This window comes from Nocardia sp. NPDC005745 (assembly GCF_040630775.1).
Lineage (GTDB): Bacteria > Actinomycetota > Actinomycetes > Mycobacteriales > Mycobacteriaceae > Nocardia.
The window spans coordinates 1-15,317 of sequence record NZ_JBEXYF010000033.1; the positions used below are offsets into that span (position 1 = coordinate 1).

Annotated in this window: 17 protein-coding genes; 13 read left to right on the top strand and 4 right to left on the bottom strand. The window is 67.7% G+C overall.

Translation table 11 applies throughout. The annotated features are described in order from the left end of the window. Positions 1-287, bottom strand: a 287-nt coding sequence (locus tag ABZ420_RS27850) for a helix-turn-helix transcriptional regulator (RefSeq protein WP_357128582.1), incomplete at its 3' end; no start/stop codon positions are given. 113 nt (positions 288-400) lie between these two features. On the opposite strand from ABZ420_RS27850, the gene ABZ420_RS27855 reads away from it, so the two are divergent. Then, on the top strand, positions 401-1,756 hold the full coding sequence (locus ABZ420_RS27855) for a hypothetical protein (RefSeq protein ID WP_357128585.1): 1,356 nt from the start codon (positions 401-403) through the stop codon (positions 1,754-1,756). Between the two features lie 534 nt (positions 1,757-2,290). Here the strand turns inward: ABZ420_RS27855 and ABZ420_RS27860 are convergent. Further along, positions 2,291-3,811 carry a catalase gene (locus ABZ420_RS27860; RefSeq protein ID WP_357128588.1) on the bottom strand — a complete coding sequence of 507 codons (1,521 nt, stop codon included), beginning with the start codon at positions 3,809-3,811 and terminating at the stop codon, positions 2,291-2,293. A 496-nt stretch (positions 3,812-4,307) separates the two neighbouring features. Between ABZ420_RS27860 and ABZ420_RS27865 the strand changes: the two genes are divergently transcribed. The 6 genes from ABZ420_RS27865 (at position 4,308) to ABZ420_RS27890 (ending at position 9,988) form a co-directional block, all read left to right on the top strand. Continuing rightward, positions 4,308-5,357, top strand: a complete 1,050-nt coding sequence (locus ABZ420_RS27865) for a fused (3R)-hydroxyacyl-ACP dehydratase subunits HadA/HadB (RefSeq protein ID WP_357128591.1) — start codon at positions 4,308-4,310, stop codon at positions 5,355-5,357. Positions 5,358-5,518: 161 nt separating this feature from the next. Continuing rightward, positions 5,519-5,683, top strand: a complete 165-nt coding sequence (locus ABZ420_RS27870; protein WP_157113828.1) for a hypothetical protein — start codon at positions 5,519-5,521, stop codon at positions 5,681-5,683. A 274-nt stretch (positions 5,684-5,957) separates the two neighbouring features. Continuing rightward, entirely contained in the window at positions 5,958-7,166 is a 1,209-nt protein-coding gene (locus ABZ420_RS27875; RefSeq protein WP_357128802.1) for a fused response regulator/phosphatase, read from the top strand. Next, on the top strand, positions 7,163-8,788 hold the full coding sequence (locus tag ABZ420_RS27880; protein ID WP_357128593.1) for a CHASE3 domain-containing protein: 1,626 nt from the start codon (positions 7,163-7,165) through the stop codon (positions 8,786-8,788). Before ABZ420_RS27875 ends, ABZ420_RS27880 begins: the two co-directional genes overlap by 4 nt. After that, positions 8,785-9,231, top strand: a complete 447-nt coding sequence (locus ABZ420_RS27885) for a response regulator (protein WP_357128596.1) — start codon at positions 8,785-8,787, stop codon at positions 9,229-9,231. The genes ABZ420_RS27880 and ABZ420_RS27885 overlap by 4 nt, the downstream gene beginning before the upstream one ends. A gap of 337 nt (positions 9,232-9,568) precedes the next feature. Continuing rightward, positions 9,569-9,988, top strand: coding sequence for an ATP-binding protein (locus ABZ420_RS27890; RefSeq protein WP_357128599.1), 420 nt, complete (start codon positions 9,569-9,571; stop codon positions 9,986-9,988). A 9-nt stretch (positions 9,989-9,997) separates the two neighbouring features. Here the strand turns inward: ABZ420_RS27890 and ABZ420_RS27895 are convergent, their stop codons facing one another. Beyond that, complete coding sequence (locus ABZ420_RS27895) at positions 9,998-10,354, bottom strand: MerR family transcriptional regulator (protein WP_357128602.1); 357 nt, start codon at positions 10,352-10,354, stop codon at positions 9,998-10,000. 143 nt (positions 10,355-10,497) lie between these two features. On the opposite strand from ABZ420_RS27895, the gene ABZ420_RS27900 reads away from it, so the two are divergent. The 6 genes from ABZ420_RS27900 (at position 10,498) to ABZ420_RS27925 (ending at position 14,158) form a co-directional block, all read left to right on the top strand. After that, positions 10,498-10,917, top strand: a complete 420-nt coding sequence (locus ABZ420_RS27900) for an HSP20 family small heat-shock protein (RefSeq protein WP_040872081.1) — start codon at positions 10,498-10,500, stop codon at positions 10,915-10,917. Positions 10,918-11,034: 117 nt separating this feature from the next. Further along, on the top strand, positions 11,035-11,190 hold the full coding sequence (locus ABZ420_RS27905; RefSeq protein ID WP_357128605.1) for a hypothetical protein: 156 nt from the start codon (positions 11,035-11,037) through the stop codon (positions 11,188-11,190). A gap of 16 nt (positions 11,191-11,206) precedes the next feature. Further along, on the top strand, positions 11,207-11,476 hold the full coding sequence (locus ABZ420_RS27910; protein ID WP_357128608.1) for a cold shock domain-containing protein: 270 nt from the start codon (positions 11,207-11,209) through the stop codon (positions 11,474-11,476). A gap of 191 nt (positions 11,477-11,667) precedes the next feature. Continuing rightward, the gene (locus ABZ420_RS27915; RefSeq protein ID WP_357128611.1) at positions 11,668-12,654 is read left to right on the top strand and encodes an LLM class flavin-dependent oxidoreductase; all 987 of its coding nucleotides are present in this window, start codon (positions 11,668-11,670) and stop codon (positions 12,652-12,654) included. Positions 12,655-12,839: 185 nt separating this feature from the next. After that, positions 12,840-13,196, top strand: a complete 357-nt coding sequence (locus ABZ420_RS27920) for an OB-fold domain-containing protein (protein WP_357128616.1) — start codon at positions 12,840-12,842, stop codon at positions 13,194-13,196. A gap of 188 nt (positions 13,197-13,384) precedes the next feature. After that, positions 13,385-14,158, top strand: coding sequence for a hotdog domain-containing protein (locus tag ABZ420_RS27925; protein ID WP_357128618.1), 774 nt, complete (start codon positions 13,385-13,387; stop codon positions 14,156-14,158). A gap of 6 nt (positions 14,159-14,164) precedes the next feature. Here ABZ420_RS27925 and ABZ420_RS27930 read toward each other — a convergent pair whose 3' ends face one another. After that, positions 14,165-15,229, bottom strand: a complete 1,065-nt coding sequence (locus ABZ420_RS27930; RefSeq protein WP_357128621.1) for a dihydrodipicolinate reductase — start codon at positions 15,227-15,229, stop codon at positions 14,165-14,167. Between the last annotated feature and the right edge of the window lie 88 nt (positions 15,230-15,317).

Genomic DNA, 15,317 nt, shown 5'->3' on the forward strand with positions numbered 1-15,317 from the left:
AAATGCGCCTTCTCCGCCGCATCCAACGACAACGTCCGCGCCACAGCATTCAAAACTTGGACACTGACATTTATTTGCCGCCCCTGCTCGAGCCACGTGTACCACGTGATCCCTATCCCGGCCAATTGAGCGACTTCTTCCCGGCGGAGGCCCGGGGTACGTCTGCGCGGTCCAGGCGGTAGTCCTACGTCCTCGGGCGAGATCCGGGCTCGACGGGACTTCAGGAAAGCCCCGAGTTCGGCACGCCGGGCCTTGCGGAGAGCCTGGACGTCGACAACATCGGTCATCCTGAGATCCTCCCGTACCGTGCCACAGGTATCCAGGTGCTGGTAATACCAGTTTCGGAGGCGGGCGGGCGGGCGGGGATGTTCGGTTCGACTTCGCTGGGTACGCCTGTGGAGTGGTGCGACGGAGTGAGGTGCTCGAAGGCGTCACGGCGTTCCTGGCCACGGCGGTGGCCGGGCTGCTGCTGGTCGTGCCGCTCAGCTTCGGGCGGACCTGCCGTTGCACGCCTTACCAGGTGAACCAGCTGATCCTCAGCGTGCCGCGGGAGGCGGCGATCGGGGTGTTGGTCGCTGCGGTCACGGCGGTGGTCGCGGTCAGCCTGGCCCGGCCGCGCACCGCGTGGTGGATCGCTCTGGCGGGGACGCTGCTGCTGTTCATCACGCACACCGTCGAAGCGCACAGCTCCTCGCCCGACATCCTGACGACCACCGCATACCTCGATGCGATCAGCAGTGGAATCCTGCTCGGTGCGACGGGCGTGGCGGTGCTCGGCCGCCGCGTACCCGGGATGGGGTTCGTCGTGGGCGGCGCCGGGTGCTTCGTGGTCATCACGCTCTCGCAGGCGTCGGGACTGCTGGGCAATCCGCACCGGGCGACGTCCGAACCGCACGTGTGGTCGGTGTTCGGAACGCAGCCGCTCTGGTTGCTCGCGGCGGTCACCGTGCTCATCCTGGCGTGCCAGCTGGTCACCCGGCAGCGGTTCACGCCGGAACCCATCTATCCGGAATTGCCGCTCAGCCCCGTCGTCGCCGCGATCGTGCTGGTGATGACCGAATTAGCCGTCGCGGAATGGCGCTTCCGCCACGGCGACGGCAGCATGGGGCTCATCGTGACAGCGGTGTGCACCTTGCTGGCCACGACCGTCGCCGCGTGGTTGCTGCCGCGCCGGGACGGGATCGCGATCTTTCTCGCGGTCGCACTCAGCGCCACCGGCAGCGCGGTGGGCAACGGGCCGCGCCCGGCATGGAGCGTGCCGCTGCTGCTCGGTCTGATCCTGCTGGGCTACCTCGGCGGACTCCGATGGTCGAATCCGCTGTTCGGCGCCGGATTGCTCGCCGCTGTCGCGTTGCTGGCCGCCGTCGCTCCGGCCGGTGACATGCGCAACCTCGCCACGGCCGCCCTGGCCGTCGGCGCGGGGTACTGCTGCGCTTACATCCAGCCCCGAACGGCGGGCAGCATCCTGGCGATCGCCATTCTGTGGCGGCCGTCGACCGTGGCGCCCATTCGTACCGAATCGTTCGACTGGACGATGGTCTCGCCGCACCATCTCGGCGACCGGGGCCCCATCACCGTGGTCTCCGGTTCGGCATGGGCCGGGTTCGCCATCGTGGTCGGCTGCGGGATCGGACTCGTACTCCGTGCTTTCCCCAAAGACAAAGCGGCTGCGGATCTTCGCGATCCGGCCGCCGAGGCGGGAGATACCGCCGCTGTAGCGGGGCGGTATGCCGAGAACATCGGCGACTCGACATGAGCGCGTGCAATGGAGTTCTAGGCCGTCGGAGCGATCGAAGCGTGGTGTGGAACCGCGCGACCGAACGGCATCTGGGGAATCGGGGGTGCGGGCGGGGTGAATCGCAGCATCTCGGGAAAGCCCCGAAATCCACCGGGAATGGGGACTTCTACTGGGACATCGGGTGCGCCGCGAAGGGACGGCTGCGCGATGGCGGGCGCGGCGGCGAGTACTGCGGTGGCGGCGACAACCCCGGCTGTCATGACCTGCCACGAACGACGTGACGTGCGTCGAACAGGTCGAACATCGAACGCCATACTGCGGTCCTCCGATCTACGTCGGCCGGCCCGGTACGATCCATCCACTGCCACGGGGACGTCACCGAGCCTCGAATTGATTCGAAACACCACGGTGCTTGCGGTCCACTGGATCCGGGACTCATGCTCCCGCACTCGATCGAAGTGCGCGCCCAGGACACTCCCGAACAATATAACGAAACAATAACGCCGCGCGGGCCGAAGCGGCCGGTCGTGAACCGGCCGCCCGCGGCATCCGTCAGGCTTTGACCTGCGCCGACGAGCGAGCCGGATTGGCTTGGCCGGCTGCCTTGGGGTCGCGTTCGTCCTGTTTCGCGCGCACCCCTGCCTCGACCCGGTCGCCGAGGTTCTTGTCGACATTGCGCCAATATTCGAAGGCCCGCTCGAGTACCGGTGCGGTGACGCCGTTCAGCAGGTGTCCGACGATGTTGTCGACCAGCCGCTGGCGCGCCGCGTCGTCGAGCACGTCGCGGACCAAGGTTCCGGCCTGACCCCAATCGTCGTCGTCCCGGTGCAGCGTGTAGGCCGAGCGCACGAGTTCGCCGTCGGTGTGCCAGGTCGCCGGCGGACCCGCGGCCGCGGGATCGGCATGCGGGCCGCCTTTGGAATTCGGCACGTAGACCGGGTCGCCGGGGTTGTGGTGGCGCAGCGCGCCATCCTTGCTGTACGACCGGACAGCGGTGGCGTGCGGTGTATTGACCGGCAACTCTTTGTAGTTGACGCCGATGCGGTATCGGTGCGCGTCGGGGTAGGAGAACCAGCGTGCCATCAGCATCTTGTCCGGACTGGGGCCGGTGCCCGGCACCGAATTGCTCGGCTCGAATGCCGCCTGTTCGATCTCGGTGTGGTAATCCGCCGGATTGCGGTCGAGGGTCATCTTGCCGACGTCGATCAGCGGATAGTCGCCGTGCGGCCACACCTTGGTGAGATCGAAGGGGTTGAACCGGTAGTCGCGCGCCTCGTCGAACGGCATGATCTGCATCTTCAGCGTCCAGCTCGGGAAATCGCCGCCTTCGATCGATTCCCACAGGTCGCGGGTGTGATAATCGGTGTCCATCGCCGCCATCTGATCACCTTCGTCCTGGGTGAAGAACTCGATGCCCTGATCGGACTTGAAGTGGTACTTGACCCAGAAGCGTTCGCCCGAGGCGTTCACCCACATGTAGGTATGGCTGGAGTAACCGTTCATGTGCCGCCACGTGCGCGGGATGCCGCGATCGCCCATCAGCCAGGTCACCTGATGCGCGGATTCCGGTGACAGCGTCCAGAAGTCCCATTGCATGTCGTGGTCGCGCAGATTGTTGTCGGCGCGGCGCTTCTGGGAACGGATGAAGTCCTGGAACTTCATCGGATCGCGAACGAAAAAGATCGGTGTGTTGTTGGCGACCATGTCGAAGTTGCCCTGCTCGGTATAGAACTTCAGCGCGAACCCGCGTGGATCCCGCCAGGTGTCGGGGCTGCCACGCTCACCGGCGACGGTGGAGAAGCGGGCCAGCATCTCCGTTTTCTTCCCCGGCTGGAACACGTCGGCCATGGTGTAGGCGCTCACGTCGTTGGTGACCTCGAAGACGCCGAACGCACCGCCGCCCTTCGCGTGTGGCTGACGTTCGGGCACGCGTTCCCGATTGAACGCCGCCATCTTCTCGATCAGATACCAGTCCTGCAGCAGGATCGGTCCATCCGGTCCGGCGGTCAGCGAGTGCTCATCGCTGGGAACCGGGATACCGGCGTCGTCGGTGGTGTGGTTCGGAACAGACATCTCTCTCCTCTCCTACAGCCGCGGGCGGAGGGCCGGCGACCGAACCGCCGGGGCGAGGGGCGCGAGATCGCGATACCCGGCTGCGAAGTGGCTGCGGCGGTTCGGCCGGAAGCTCTCCGATCGGCGTTACAACCGACCTATCCTGCCGAGGAGCGCGGCCACGACGGGGCCGAATGCCGACCCCATCCCGTCGGTCCTGTCGATCGACTTCCCAGGGGTCCGCTGCTCAAACCGCTGTCGACCGGGGCGGCGTCGGATACGCGGTATGCCGGGAGCCGGCGACCGGAACACCCGACGCCGACGTCGCGGTGCAGGTGAGCGCCCACCAATCGGTGCAAGGGACCGCGGACGTGATGGTGGCCGCCGAGTGGAGTCTCTGCTGAACCGACCGGAGCGGCGGCCGACGCGACCTGGTTCGCGGACGTCGCCTGCCGCGAAACGGCGTGCGATGCGGGCTGACCGGAATTCCGCCGCGCGTTGGGTAGATTCCCCCGCGATGTCCAGACTCCCTACCCCATCCGGTGCGAACGACGTGACCGATGCCGCGCTTCCCGCCTCGATGGTCGGGCGCCGGTATCGCAGCAGCGACTACTACGAAGTCGGGCGCGAGAAGATCCGTGAGTACGCCCGCGCGGTGCGCAACCACCACCCTGCGCATCGGTCGGAGGAGGCGGCGGCCGAACTCGGTTACGACCGCCTGCTCGCTCCCCCGACCTTCGGCGCGGTGCCGGGGTACCTCGCCTACGCCGAAGCGTTCGAGACGATCCTGCCCGGCTACGACCTGAGCAGGACCATCCAGACCGATCAGATGATCGAATTCCACCGCCCGCTCCAGGCAGGCGACCGGATCGACTTCGAGATGTGCCTGGACTCTTTCCGGCACGCGTTCGGCGGCGACCTCATCGGCCTGCGTCAGACCATCCTGGATCAGGACGACCGGCCTGTCGTGACGTCCCGGACCAGTTTGGTCGGGCGGGCCGACGAGGCTCTCCCGACGTGGTTCGACGCGGTCGTGATGCACGGCGCCCGCCCGGAAGGGCGGAAGCAGCGTCGCGCATCGCACCCGCGATATGTCGGGGACGGCAGCGAGCCCGGACGCCGGACGCCGCCCGCACCGGCCGGTCCCCATGTCCGGCCCTTCGACACCGTGCGTCTCGGAGCGGAGCTGCCGCCGCGCGCCCTCACGGTCACCCGGGGCGATCTGGTCAACTACGCCGGAGTCGCGGGAGATCCGAATCCCATCCATTGGAGCACCGCGGCCGCCGCGCTGCTGGGGCTGGAAACCGTCGTCGCGCAGGGCATGTTCACCATCGGGCTCAGTGTGGACTTGCTCACCTCCTGGCTGGGCGACCCCGGCGCGCTGCGCTCCTACAACGTGCGGCTGACCAATCCCGTCCACGTCGGCGTGACCGGCGGCCGGATCGAGTTCGCCGGCCGGGTGAAACACCTGGACACGCACACCCGTACCGCCACCATCGCGATCACCGCCGAGCACGACGGACGCAAGATCTTCGGTCGTGCGACGGCCGAGGTAGTCCTCGCGTGACCGCACGCCCCGTCCGCGCCCCCGGAATCGATGGGTTTGGCTTGGAGCAGCCGGGGCACGTTGGAGGCGGAGCGCGCGCCCGCCGGGGTCGGCGACGCGAACTCGGCACCCGATCGAGCGGGCAACCGGCCCGTTCGCACCCGAAAGGACCGGTATCTGTCGTGGTTGTGCTTCTTGCTGTGATCGGCTCGGCCTCCCTTGCCGTCATCGCGGTTCATGCCACGGTCGTCGCCCGCAGCTTGGCGGAACTCCGTTCCCCGCGCCGCGATGGCGCGGTCCGGGAGGCCGAGCGGGACACCGCGCGGCTCACCGGCACCACGGTCTGATCGCCCGCGCACCTTTCGGCAGCTTCTCCATCCGCGCAGGTCGGCACTGCCATGTCTCGGTCGGATGTCGGATCGGATACGATCTTGACTGTTTCTCGGTCCAGCAAACGGCCGCGGAGACAGTCGGCGTGCGCTGGTGCCGCCCCATGGTGATCGGAGGCCGGGTTGTCGGTGTTCGCCGACGACGGCAATCGTGCTGTCATTCGTTCTGCCACAATCGGACCCGCGACCGGTGGTGTCCGTGCGGCGTGACGGGACAGACGACGATCCCGAAGTGATCGTGGACGCGGATTGGCCGTGGCAGCAACCTTCGGTGCTGCTGATCGAGGACGATCCGGGGGATGCGCTGCTGGTCGAGGAACTGGTCGTGGACGGCGCGCCCGGGTTGCAGCTGCACTGGGTCCGGTCGCTGGCCGAGGCCGCCGAGCATCTGGCCACCGCCGAGCCCGACTGTGTGCTGCTGGACCTGCATCTGCCCGATGCCCAAGGGCTCGAGGCGGTAGAACGCATCCGCCGGCACACCGACCAGGTCGCGATCGTGGTGATGACCGGTCTGGATCAGGAGCAGACCGGTTTGGCCGCGGTCGCGGCGGGAGCCCAGGACTACCTGGTCAAGGGCCGGGTCGAGCCCGAACTGTTCGGGCGTGCCGTGCGTTATGCGATCCAGCGCAAGCAGGCCGAGCGCACCAGCGCGGCCTTGCAGGCGATCAATATGCGCGCGCAGGAGAACGCGCGGCTGGAACGCGGCCTGCTGCCCACTCCGCTGCTGCGCGGGAAGCGGGTCGTCGACGTGGTGGCGCGCTACCGTCCCGGCCGGGCCCACGCGCTGCTCGGCGGCGACTTCTACGACGTGGTGCAGGACTCGGACGGCACGGTGCACGCCGTCATCGGTGACGTGTCCGGGCACGGCCCGGACGAGGCGGCGACCGGTGTGGCGTTGCGCCTGGCCTGGCGCACGCTGGTGCTGAGCGGGGTGACCGGGGCGCGACAGCTGCGGTTGCTCGAACAGGTCCTGCTGGCCGAACGCACCGGCAGGCAGACCTTCGCGACGGTGACCAGCCTGATGTTGCATCCGGGCGAGCGCCGTGCTCAGGTGCTGCGGGCCGGGCACCCTGGGATGTTGCAGCGCTCGGCCTCCGGATTGACCTGGGTCGAGGTGCCCGGCGGGCCTGCCCTCGGCTTCCTGCCCGGTCGCGCCGAGTGGCCCGTGCACGATGTGGACCTTCCGCTGGGCTCCGGGCTGATGGTGTTCACCGACGGATTGTTCGAGGGACGGGTCGGGACCGATCAGGAACGTCTCGGCGAAGAAGGATTGATGGAGGTCGCCCGCGCCGTCCAGGCCGCGGATCCCGACTGGTTCGTCGACGAGCTGATCGGCCGCGTCGAGGCACTGGCGGGGGCGTCGGGCGGTTTGGACGACGATGTCGCCATCCTGTATCTGGGATGGCACGGCGACGGGCGAGGACAGGACCAGAACCGATGACGACGAAGACCGGGCGGCCGCCCCTGAGCACGCGACTGACCGCCCAGGCCTGGTTTCAGCTGGTGCTCGCCTCGATGGTGCTGGTGGTGATCATCGGCACCGTCGCGGGCGCCCAGGTGATCGCGCAGACCAACCGGGGGGCCGATCGGCTGCTCGACAAGTCGTTGCCCGCGGCGGCCGAGGCCTACAAATTGCAGAGCGCCCTGGTAGACCAGGAGACCGGCCTACGCGGCTACGGCATCACCGCCGACCCGCAGTTCCTGCAGCCCTACCGGGACGGCACCCGGGACGAGGCTCAGTCGGTAGCCCGCTTGCGGGAACTGCTGGCCGACCGGCAGCCATTGCTCGACGACCTCGACGCCGTGGAGCAGTCCGCGCAGCGTTGGCGCACCGAGTACGCCGAGCCGCTGGTAGCCGGATTGACCTCCGGGGCGACCCGCGGTCTCGAGCCTTCCACCCCGAGCCGCGGCAAGCCGCTGTTCGATGAACTCCGGACGCGCTTCGAGGCCCAGAACAACGGTCTCGAGGCGGCCATCGCACACGACGAAGAGGAGCTCGCGCGCACCCGCACCGTCCGGGACGCCGTGCTGGCCGGAATGGTCATCGCGTTCCTGCTCACCGGTGTGGTGCTGACCGTGTTGGTGCGGCGCTTGATCGCCCGTCCCCTCGGCTCCTTGACGGACGCGTCGCTGCGGGTGGCGGGCGGCGACTTCGATCATCACATCGACGTGCACGGTCCGGCCGACTTGGCGACCGTCGCGCAGGCGGTGGAGAGTATGCGCCGCCGGATCGTCGCCGAGCTGGAATCCTCGCGCGCTCAGGAAGCCGCGCTCGCCGAGCAGAAGACCGACCTCGACCTGCAGGCCATGGAACTGCGCCGTTCCAACGCGGAGCTGGAGCAGTTCGCTTACGTCGCCTCACACGATCTGCAGGAGCCGTTGCGCAAGGTGGCGTCGTTCTGCCAGCTGCTGGAGAAGCGCTACGGCGACAAACTCGACCAGCGCGGCAAGCAGTACATCGACTTCGCCGTCGACGGCGCCAAGCGGATGCAGGTGCTCATCAACGACCTGCTCACATTCTCCCGGGTGGGCCGCATCACCGACCGCACCGAGCCCACGGGCCTCGGCCAGTCCCTGGACAAGGCACTGACCAATCTCTCCGCGGTCATCGATGACACCGACACCGCGATCCGGCGCCCGGAGGAGCTGCCCGAGATCATCGGCGATCCGACGCTGCTGACGATGCTGTGGCAGAACCTGATCGCCAACGCCATCAAGTTCCGTCGACCCGATCACCCGCCGGAGATCGAGATCACCTGCGAGCCGGGCGAGGAGGGCAACGGCTGGCTGCTGTCGGTCTCCGACAACGGCATCGGGATCGCACCCGAATTCGCCGAGAAGGTGTTCGTCATCTTCCAGCGGCTGCACAATCGTGAGGAGTACAGCGGCACCGGCATCGGGCTGGCGGTATGCAAGAAGATCGTGGAGTATCACGGCGGCCGGATCTGGATCGATACCGATTACACCGCGGGCACCCGTTTCTGCTTCACGCTGCGTACCGCCGACGCCGACACCACCGCCCGCACCGCCGATATTCCCGCCCCCGAAGGAGCCACCGTATGACCTCCCCCGGCCAGCCGATCGACATCCTGCTCGTCGAGGACGATCCCGGCGACGAGCTGATGACGCGAGAGGCCTTCGAGGACAACAAGATCGGTAACAACCTGCATGTCGCCAGAGACGGGGAGGAGGCGCTCGAGTTCCTCTACCGCCAGGGCCGGTACCCGGACGCGCCGCGGCCGGACCTGATCCTGCTCGACCTGAACCTGCCCAAGTACGACGGCAGGCAGGTGCTGGAGAAGATCAAAGCCGACCCCGATCTGGCGCACATTCCGGTGGTCGTGCTGACCACCTCCGCGGCCGAGGAGGACATTCTGCGCAGCTACCGGCTGCACGCGAACGCGTACGTCACCAAGCCGGTCGACCTCGATCAGTTCGTGGCCGCCATCAAGCAGATCGACGATTTCTTCGTCCAGGTCGTCCGGCTGCCGCGCCAAAACCTGTAGCGGCGTTCCCTCGCGAAACCGCGCCGGCTCTGCCGGGCTGTGGCACAGCGTTTTACGGATGCCGCGCGATGGCCGGGGGCCGGATCTGCCCGGCCGCCACCCAGGATGAATGGGGAATGATCAACTGGGTATAGCCTCGGGGAGCATGGCACACGCACGGCGAACACGGCCGCCGAGCTCGATGACGGTCCACGTGCTCGGCGTGACGGGTACAGCGCACCGATCCCCGACAGGGAGGTAACGAGGTGACGGCGCATCGACGCCCTTGGCACGGCACGACCACGGGACGACCGGACCGCGACAGACGCACTCCGATCCCGGCGGCTGGTGCGCGCTCGTGAGCGCGGGCGAGCGGGTCCCGCTACCCAACGCCGTGACGCCCCTGGAGTTGGATTTCGCTGCCGAGGCGGTGCACTTGGCGACCGTCCGGCATACCCTCCAGGAATGGCTCACCGAGTGCGGGATGGCGGCCGCCCCGGCCTACGACGTGCTGCTGGCCGTCGGTGAAGCGTGTACCAACGCCGTAGAACACGGCCATCACGGCGACGGCGGCGTGGTCCGCTTGCGCGCATCGATCGAGGGCGACGAACTCCGGGTGACCATCGCCGACAGCGGCCGATGGAAACAACCCGACCCGCAGGCGGATCCGCTGCGCGGGCGCGGTATGCCGCTGATCCGCGCGCTCATACCGCACGTCACTGTGACCACCGGCGATTCCGGCACAGTGGTCGATCTGCGCACCCACTTCTCGGAATAGTTTGCGCGCTCACGCCAAACCTGGCGCGTTGTCCTGCGCGTCCCGCAGCCGGACGTTGTCGGCGTGCAGCCGGTCGTTGTCCGCGTGCAGGTCGGCATTCGCGTCCTCGAGGTCGAGAATGCGGCGGATGCCCGCGAGGTTCACGCCCGTGGCGACCAAGTCGGTGATCCGCCGCAACCTGGCGAGGTCATTGCCGCTGTAGCGGCGGGTGCCCCCGTCGCTGCGCGCTGGAGTCAGCAACCCGTGACGCTCGTAGAGCCTGAGCGTCTGCACGCCGATTCCGGCCAGGCCGGCAGCGACCGAGATCCCGTACACCGCTTGGCCCGGATCCGGCAGGTGCCCCGAGTCGCCCCTCTCCCGCGTCATCCATCCTCACTTCGAGTTGCCAACAGATTTCCTAGTTTAGCGCCTTGCGCTCAACTTCTCTCGATGCTATAAAAAATCTATGTCAGGTAACAGAGGTTATCTGGCCCCTACTACGGAGAATGGAGTGAGTGGAGGTGGCGACCATGCTGATGCGCACCGATCCGTTCCGCGATCTGGACCGTCTGACGCAGCAGGTGTTCGGCACGAAGGCGCATCCCGCGGTGATGCCGATGGATGCCTGGCGCGCGGGCGAGGAATTCGTCGTCGAGTTCGACCTGCCCGGCATCGACCCCGAATCCCTGGACCTGGACATCGAGCGCAATGTGGTGACGGTGCGCGCCCGCCGTCCCGAACTCGACTCGGGCCGTGAGATGATCGCCGCTGAACGCGCCCGCGGCGTGTTCAGCCGTCAACTGTTCCTGGGCGAGAACCTCGACACCGATAAGATTCGCGCCGATTACACCGACGGCGTACTGCGGCTGACGATTCCGGTCGCGGAGAAGGCCAAGCCGCGCAAGATCGAGATCGGTCGCGGCAACGGGCACAAGGCGATCGACGCCTGAGGCAGCCGCGGAGAACGCGGGTCCGGGATCCCGGGCCCGCACCCGGCCGGGAACGCGAAAGGCGTTACCGCACAGAGGTTATCTTCGCGAACGGAACACCTGATGGAGCACCCGATCATGACATCGACCGAACGGCACGACCCGCTGCTCGCAACGGCCGAGTCCGGAACCGAGGTTTCCCCCGAAGCCGCGGTCGTCTGGCCCGACCCCAGCCCACTGGACGCGTGGTGGCAGCGGATCATGCACGCCGATCCGTTGCCCGACGCCGCGTGACCCGGATGATCCTTTCGTGACCGGCCTGCCCCACCACCGGACCGCGGCGGATTTCTGGCGCCGCGGCACGGTGGTCTGGTTCAACATCGAGAAGGGTTTCGGATTCCTTCAGCCCGCGGACGATCCCACCCAGGTCTTCGTCGAGTACACCAGTATCGAGACGACCGGATACAAGTCGTTGTACGCCGGCCAGCCCGTCCTCTTCACCGCCACCATGCGCAAGCGCGGCCCCGAAGCCACGGCGGTGCGTCCACTGCTTCCGGACGTTCGGCCGCGGTCTCGATGATCGGGACCATCATGACGCTGCGTGCAGCGGCGCGACGACCGCGTAAATCACGATGTGCGCGGTCTGCCGGTAGGCCCGGTCCGCGCGACACTTGCGCGGCCACACCGGGACAGTGATATAACCGGACATACGTGTCCGGAGATGTCATGGGCCGGAGCGCAGGTCGCAAGCTCGCGGGAGGTGGTGGTCGCGTGACGTCGGACCCGCCGCGCCTCGAGCCGGTTCCGCCGCACCGGAGTGCCGGAACTCCCGCCGGAATGGAGTTCGGGATCTACGTTCCGCAGATCGTCCCGGAGTACGAGACGCTGCTGGACCTCGCGCGAACCGCCGAGCGGACGGGCTTCGACACGCTCTGGTTGTTCGACCACCTCTACGCGCCCGCGCTCCCCGACCATCCGGCGCTCGAGGCGTGGACAACCGCCACGGCGCTGCTCGCCGACACCACGACTCTGCGTGTCGGCGCCCTGGTGCTGTGCAACAACTTCCGGCACCCGGTGCTGCTCGCCCGCATGGCCACCACCCTCGATCTGATCTCCGGAGGGCGGCTCGAGTTCGGCCTCGGCAGCGGTTCGGTGCGCGAGGAGCACCGGCAGGCGGGCCTGCCCTGGGGGTCGGCCGCGGACCGAGCCGAACGGCTCGGCGAAGCGCTCGAGATCATCACCCGGATGTTCGCCTCCGAGCGCACGTCGTTCCAGGGCCGTCATTACCAGGTGACCGAGATGCCCAATCGGCCGCGACCCGTCCAGCAGCCGCGGCCCCCGATCCACATCGGTGGCGCGGGGCCGAAGTACACAATGCCCCTGGTCGCTCGTTACGCCGACGTCTGGAACGTGCCCACCTACGGACTGCGCGACTGGCCCGCGCTCACCGGTGTGCTGGAGAAGGAATGCGCACGGATCGAGCGGGACCCGGGCCTGATCCGCAGATCGCACCAGGCCGTCTTGGCGGTGGCCGCGCACGAGCGCGATCTCCCCGAGTTGCGGGCCCGCGTCGGCCGCCGCTTCGCCGCCGCGGCGTTCGGTGTCGACGACGGCTATATCGGGACGCCCGCCATGTTGGCGGATCGACTGGGCGAACGAGCCCAGCAGGGCATCTCCTCGTTCGTGTTCATGGTCGGGGCGAAACACGCCGCGGCGACGATGGAGCTCTTCGCCGCCGAGGTCATGCCCCGGCTGTGAGCCGGGGCAGCGAAAAATAGGTATACCCCCGGCCGATCGGCCGTCGTGCGGTGAAACACGCCTACGAGAGACTGACATGGTCGGTGACATCAGCACGATGATTTCGAGGCTCTATGTACCAGCGCGATCCGAAACACACCGGAAACGTCGGTGACACCCCCTCCGCTCGACGAGAGGCAACGCTGATGATCAGGCGTTGCGAATGCTGCGGCCGTCTGCTGGCGCCCCGGTTCGACGCGTGTTCGTCCTGCCGATCCGCTGATCTGGCATGGGTTCCGTGCTCCGGCGCCGGATCGGTCGTGTCGTGGCGGGTGTTGCAGTGCGCCGCGAATCCACGCGCCGAGGTCGAGCGCTCCACGATCGCCATTGTGGAACTCGATGAAGGCCCGTGGTTGTACACGACGATCCATGGCGAACTGCCGCCCTCCTCCACCGGGCCGGTCCGTGTGCGGTTCCGGGCACGTTCCCACGGGGACAGATTTCCGGTGTTCGCGGTCAACCGTGGGGCGCGGGTCTCGGACGCCGGTCTTCAACCGGCATAACTCCAGCTTTCCGCACCGCGCTCCCTCGGCTGCGCCGAAGCCGTATGCCGTCATCGCCTCCGACGACAGCACCGGCGGCCCACCCGGGCGTGCTATGTTGGATATCGGCATTCTCTCATTTAAGAATTAGATTACTCACTGTCCGAGGCCTCGCGAGCTCGAGCCGTGGCGCCGAGCAGGAGGAAGCCGTGACGAGCGTCCCGAGCAGCCTGGAAGAACGCGGCCGCATTCTGCGGGAACTGGGGTTCGCGACGCGCCGGGTCGGCGACGAACTGCACGGTCGCGCCGAGATAACGCCCGAGATGCACGTACCGGACACCGCCGTGCTGCGCACGTCCATCCTCGCGACCTGGGCCGACACCGTTTCCGGCCTGCTGGCCTCCCTGGCGATGGGCCCGCGGGTACCGGTCACGCTGGAACTCGACGTCAACCTGTACCGTCCCGCCCCCGGTACGGGCGAGGTCAGGGCCGTCGGACGAACGGTGAAGGCAGGTCGCTCGGTCTTCGTGGCGGAGTTCGAATTCAGCGTCGACGACGAGCCCATCGCCCTCGGGGCCGCTTCCTTCATGGTGGCGCCCGATCCGGACGTGCAGTTGCCGCCGCGGCTGAGCGTCGAACTGCCGCCCACGGCGGAGCGGCTGCCGATGCCGTTGGCAGAGCGCGCCGGCTGCCTGCGGGTCGCCCCGGGAACGGTGGTACTGCCGCGGTCGGCCGAGGGGCTCAATGCCTCCGACACCATCAACGGTGGCCTGCTCGCTTTGGTCGCGGAGGAGGCGGTGCTCTCGCTCGCCCCCGGCGACAGCCTCTGTTTCCTCGGCCTGCGCTACGTGCTCGGGGCCCGGGTGGGCCCGGTGGTCGCCGACGCGCGGTTGCACGAGGGACTGGGCCGGGTCGAAGTGCGCGACACCGGGAACGACAATCGGCTCACCACGCTGGCCACCGCCCGGGTTTTCGGCAGGTGAACGGCCTCAGCCCTGCGGTGCCACGCCGCGAGGCAGGATGAGCGCCAAGTCGTTGTAGGTCACGATGCCCGGGGCGGCGCCGACAACGGCGGGAATGGCGTTGATGACCGGCATGGCGGTCATGATGTGCCCAAGGGTCATGAAATCGGCGATCGTCTCGGCCTGGAAATCCGGCGGCGGCAGAAAGCTGACGATGTTCTGCACCGTCGGGCGGCCGTCGACTCGCAGCACCCATCCGTCCTGCTCGATCCGCCAATCGGGCTCGAGCGTCTGCCCCTTGCGCCAGCGGACGTTGATCTCGACGAGGGTCCGGTCGCCCGCTCGCCCTTTCCAGCTCGCGTGGACGCCGGCGACACAGCCCGCCGGGATGGTCCACGACCCCAGATCGAGATCGGCGGTGGTCTGCGCGTACTGCGCGTCACAGCGCACTTCGTCGAGTTCGACACCGAGAGCGTCGCCGATCAGTCGTACGGCCTCACCGAACACGCCGGTGCCGTGCGCGGTCATCGCGGGCAGGGCGGGATCGCCGATCGGCCTGCCGAACCCTACCGGCTTCTCGGTTTCCGGCGAGTCGTAGAACGTGGTGTCGGCGGCCTCGTCGATGGTCACCTTGTCGACCCGGTCGCAGATGCCCGCGGCCACCACTGCCAACAGGTTGATGTACCCCGGGCTGATACCGGAACCGAACATGGTTGAACCGCCGCGGCGGCATGCCTCGGCGATCCGGTCGCGGCCGTCTCCCTGGTTGTGGCCGGTGATGAACGAAGCGGCGGCGACGACATCGACCCCCGCCGACAGGATGCGGACCAGTTCGTCCACGTCGATCCACATGGGGTTGTAGACCACGCAATCAGGTTTCAGCGCCAGCAGCGCCTCGATGTCGTCGGTGGCCATGACTCCCAGGGGCTCGATACCGCACAACTCGCCGGCATCGCGCCCCACCTTGTCCGGCGACCAGGCGTAGCAGCCGACGAGCTCGAACAGCGGATTGGCCGCGATGGCTCGCACCGAACTCTTACCGACATTCCCCGTGGTCCACTGAACGACCCTGTACGCAGGTGTGTTTGACACGCGCTCAGCATAGAAGCCGACAGCGCCATTTCGAAGTCGAATTCTCATATTCGAGAACTTTGCTCTCATAATGCGCCGAGCACCGGAT

Bases quoted from the DNA above. Each gene is read 5' to 3' on its own strand.
- ABZ420_RS27860 (WP_357128588.1), bottom strand. From the start codon at position 3,811: ATGTCTGTTCCGAACCACACCACCGACGACGCCGGTATCCCGGTTCCC.
- ABZ420_RS27865 (WP_357128591.1), top strand. From the start codon at position 4,308: ATGTCCAGACTCCCTACCCCATCCGGTGCGAACGACGTGACCGATGCC.
- ABZ420_RS27880 (WP_357128593.1), top strand. From the start codon at position 7,163: ATGACGACGAAGACCGGGCGGCCGCCCCTGAGCACGCGACTGACCGCC.
- ABZ420_RS27885 (WP_357128596.1), top strand. From the start codon at position 8,785: ATGACCTCCCCCGGCCAGCCGATCGACATCCTGCTCGTCGAGGACGAT.
- ABZ420_RS27895 (WP_357128602.1), bottom strand. From the start codon at position 10,354: ATGACGCGGGAGAGGGGCGACTCGGGGCACCTGCCGGATCCGGGCCAA.
- ABZ420_RS27900 (WP_040872081.1), top strand. From the start codon at position 10,498: ATGCTGATGCGCACCGATCCGTTCCGCGATCTGGACCGTCTGACGCAG.
- ABZ420_RS27905 (WP_357128605.1), top strand. From the start codon at position 11,035: ATGACATCGACCGAACGGCACGACCCGCTGCTCGCAACGGCCGAGTCC.
- ABZ420_RS27920 (WP_357128616.1), top strand. From the start codon at position 12,840: ATGATCAGGCGTTGCGAATGCTGCGGCCGTCTGCTGGCGCCCCGGTTC.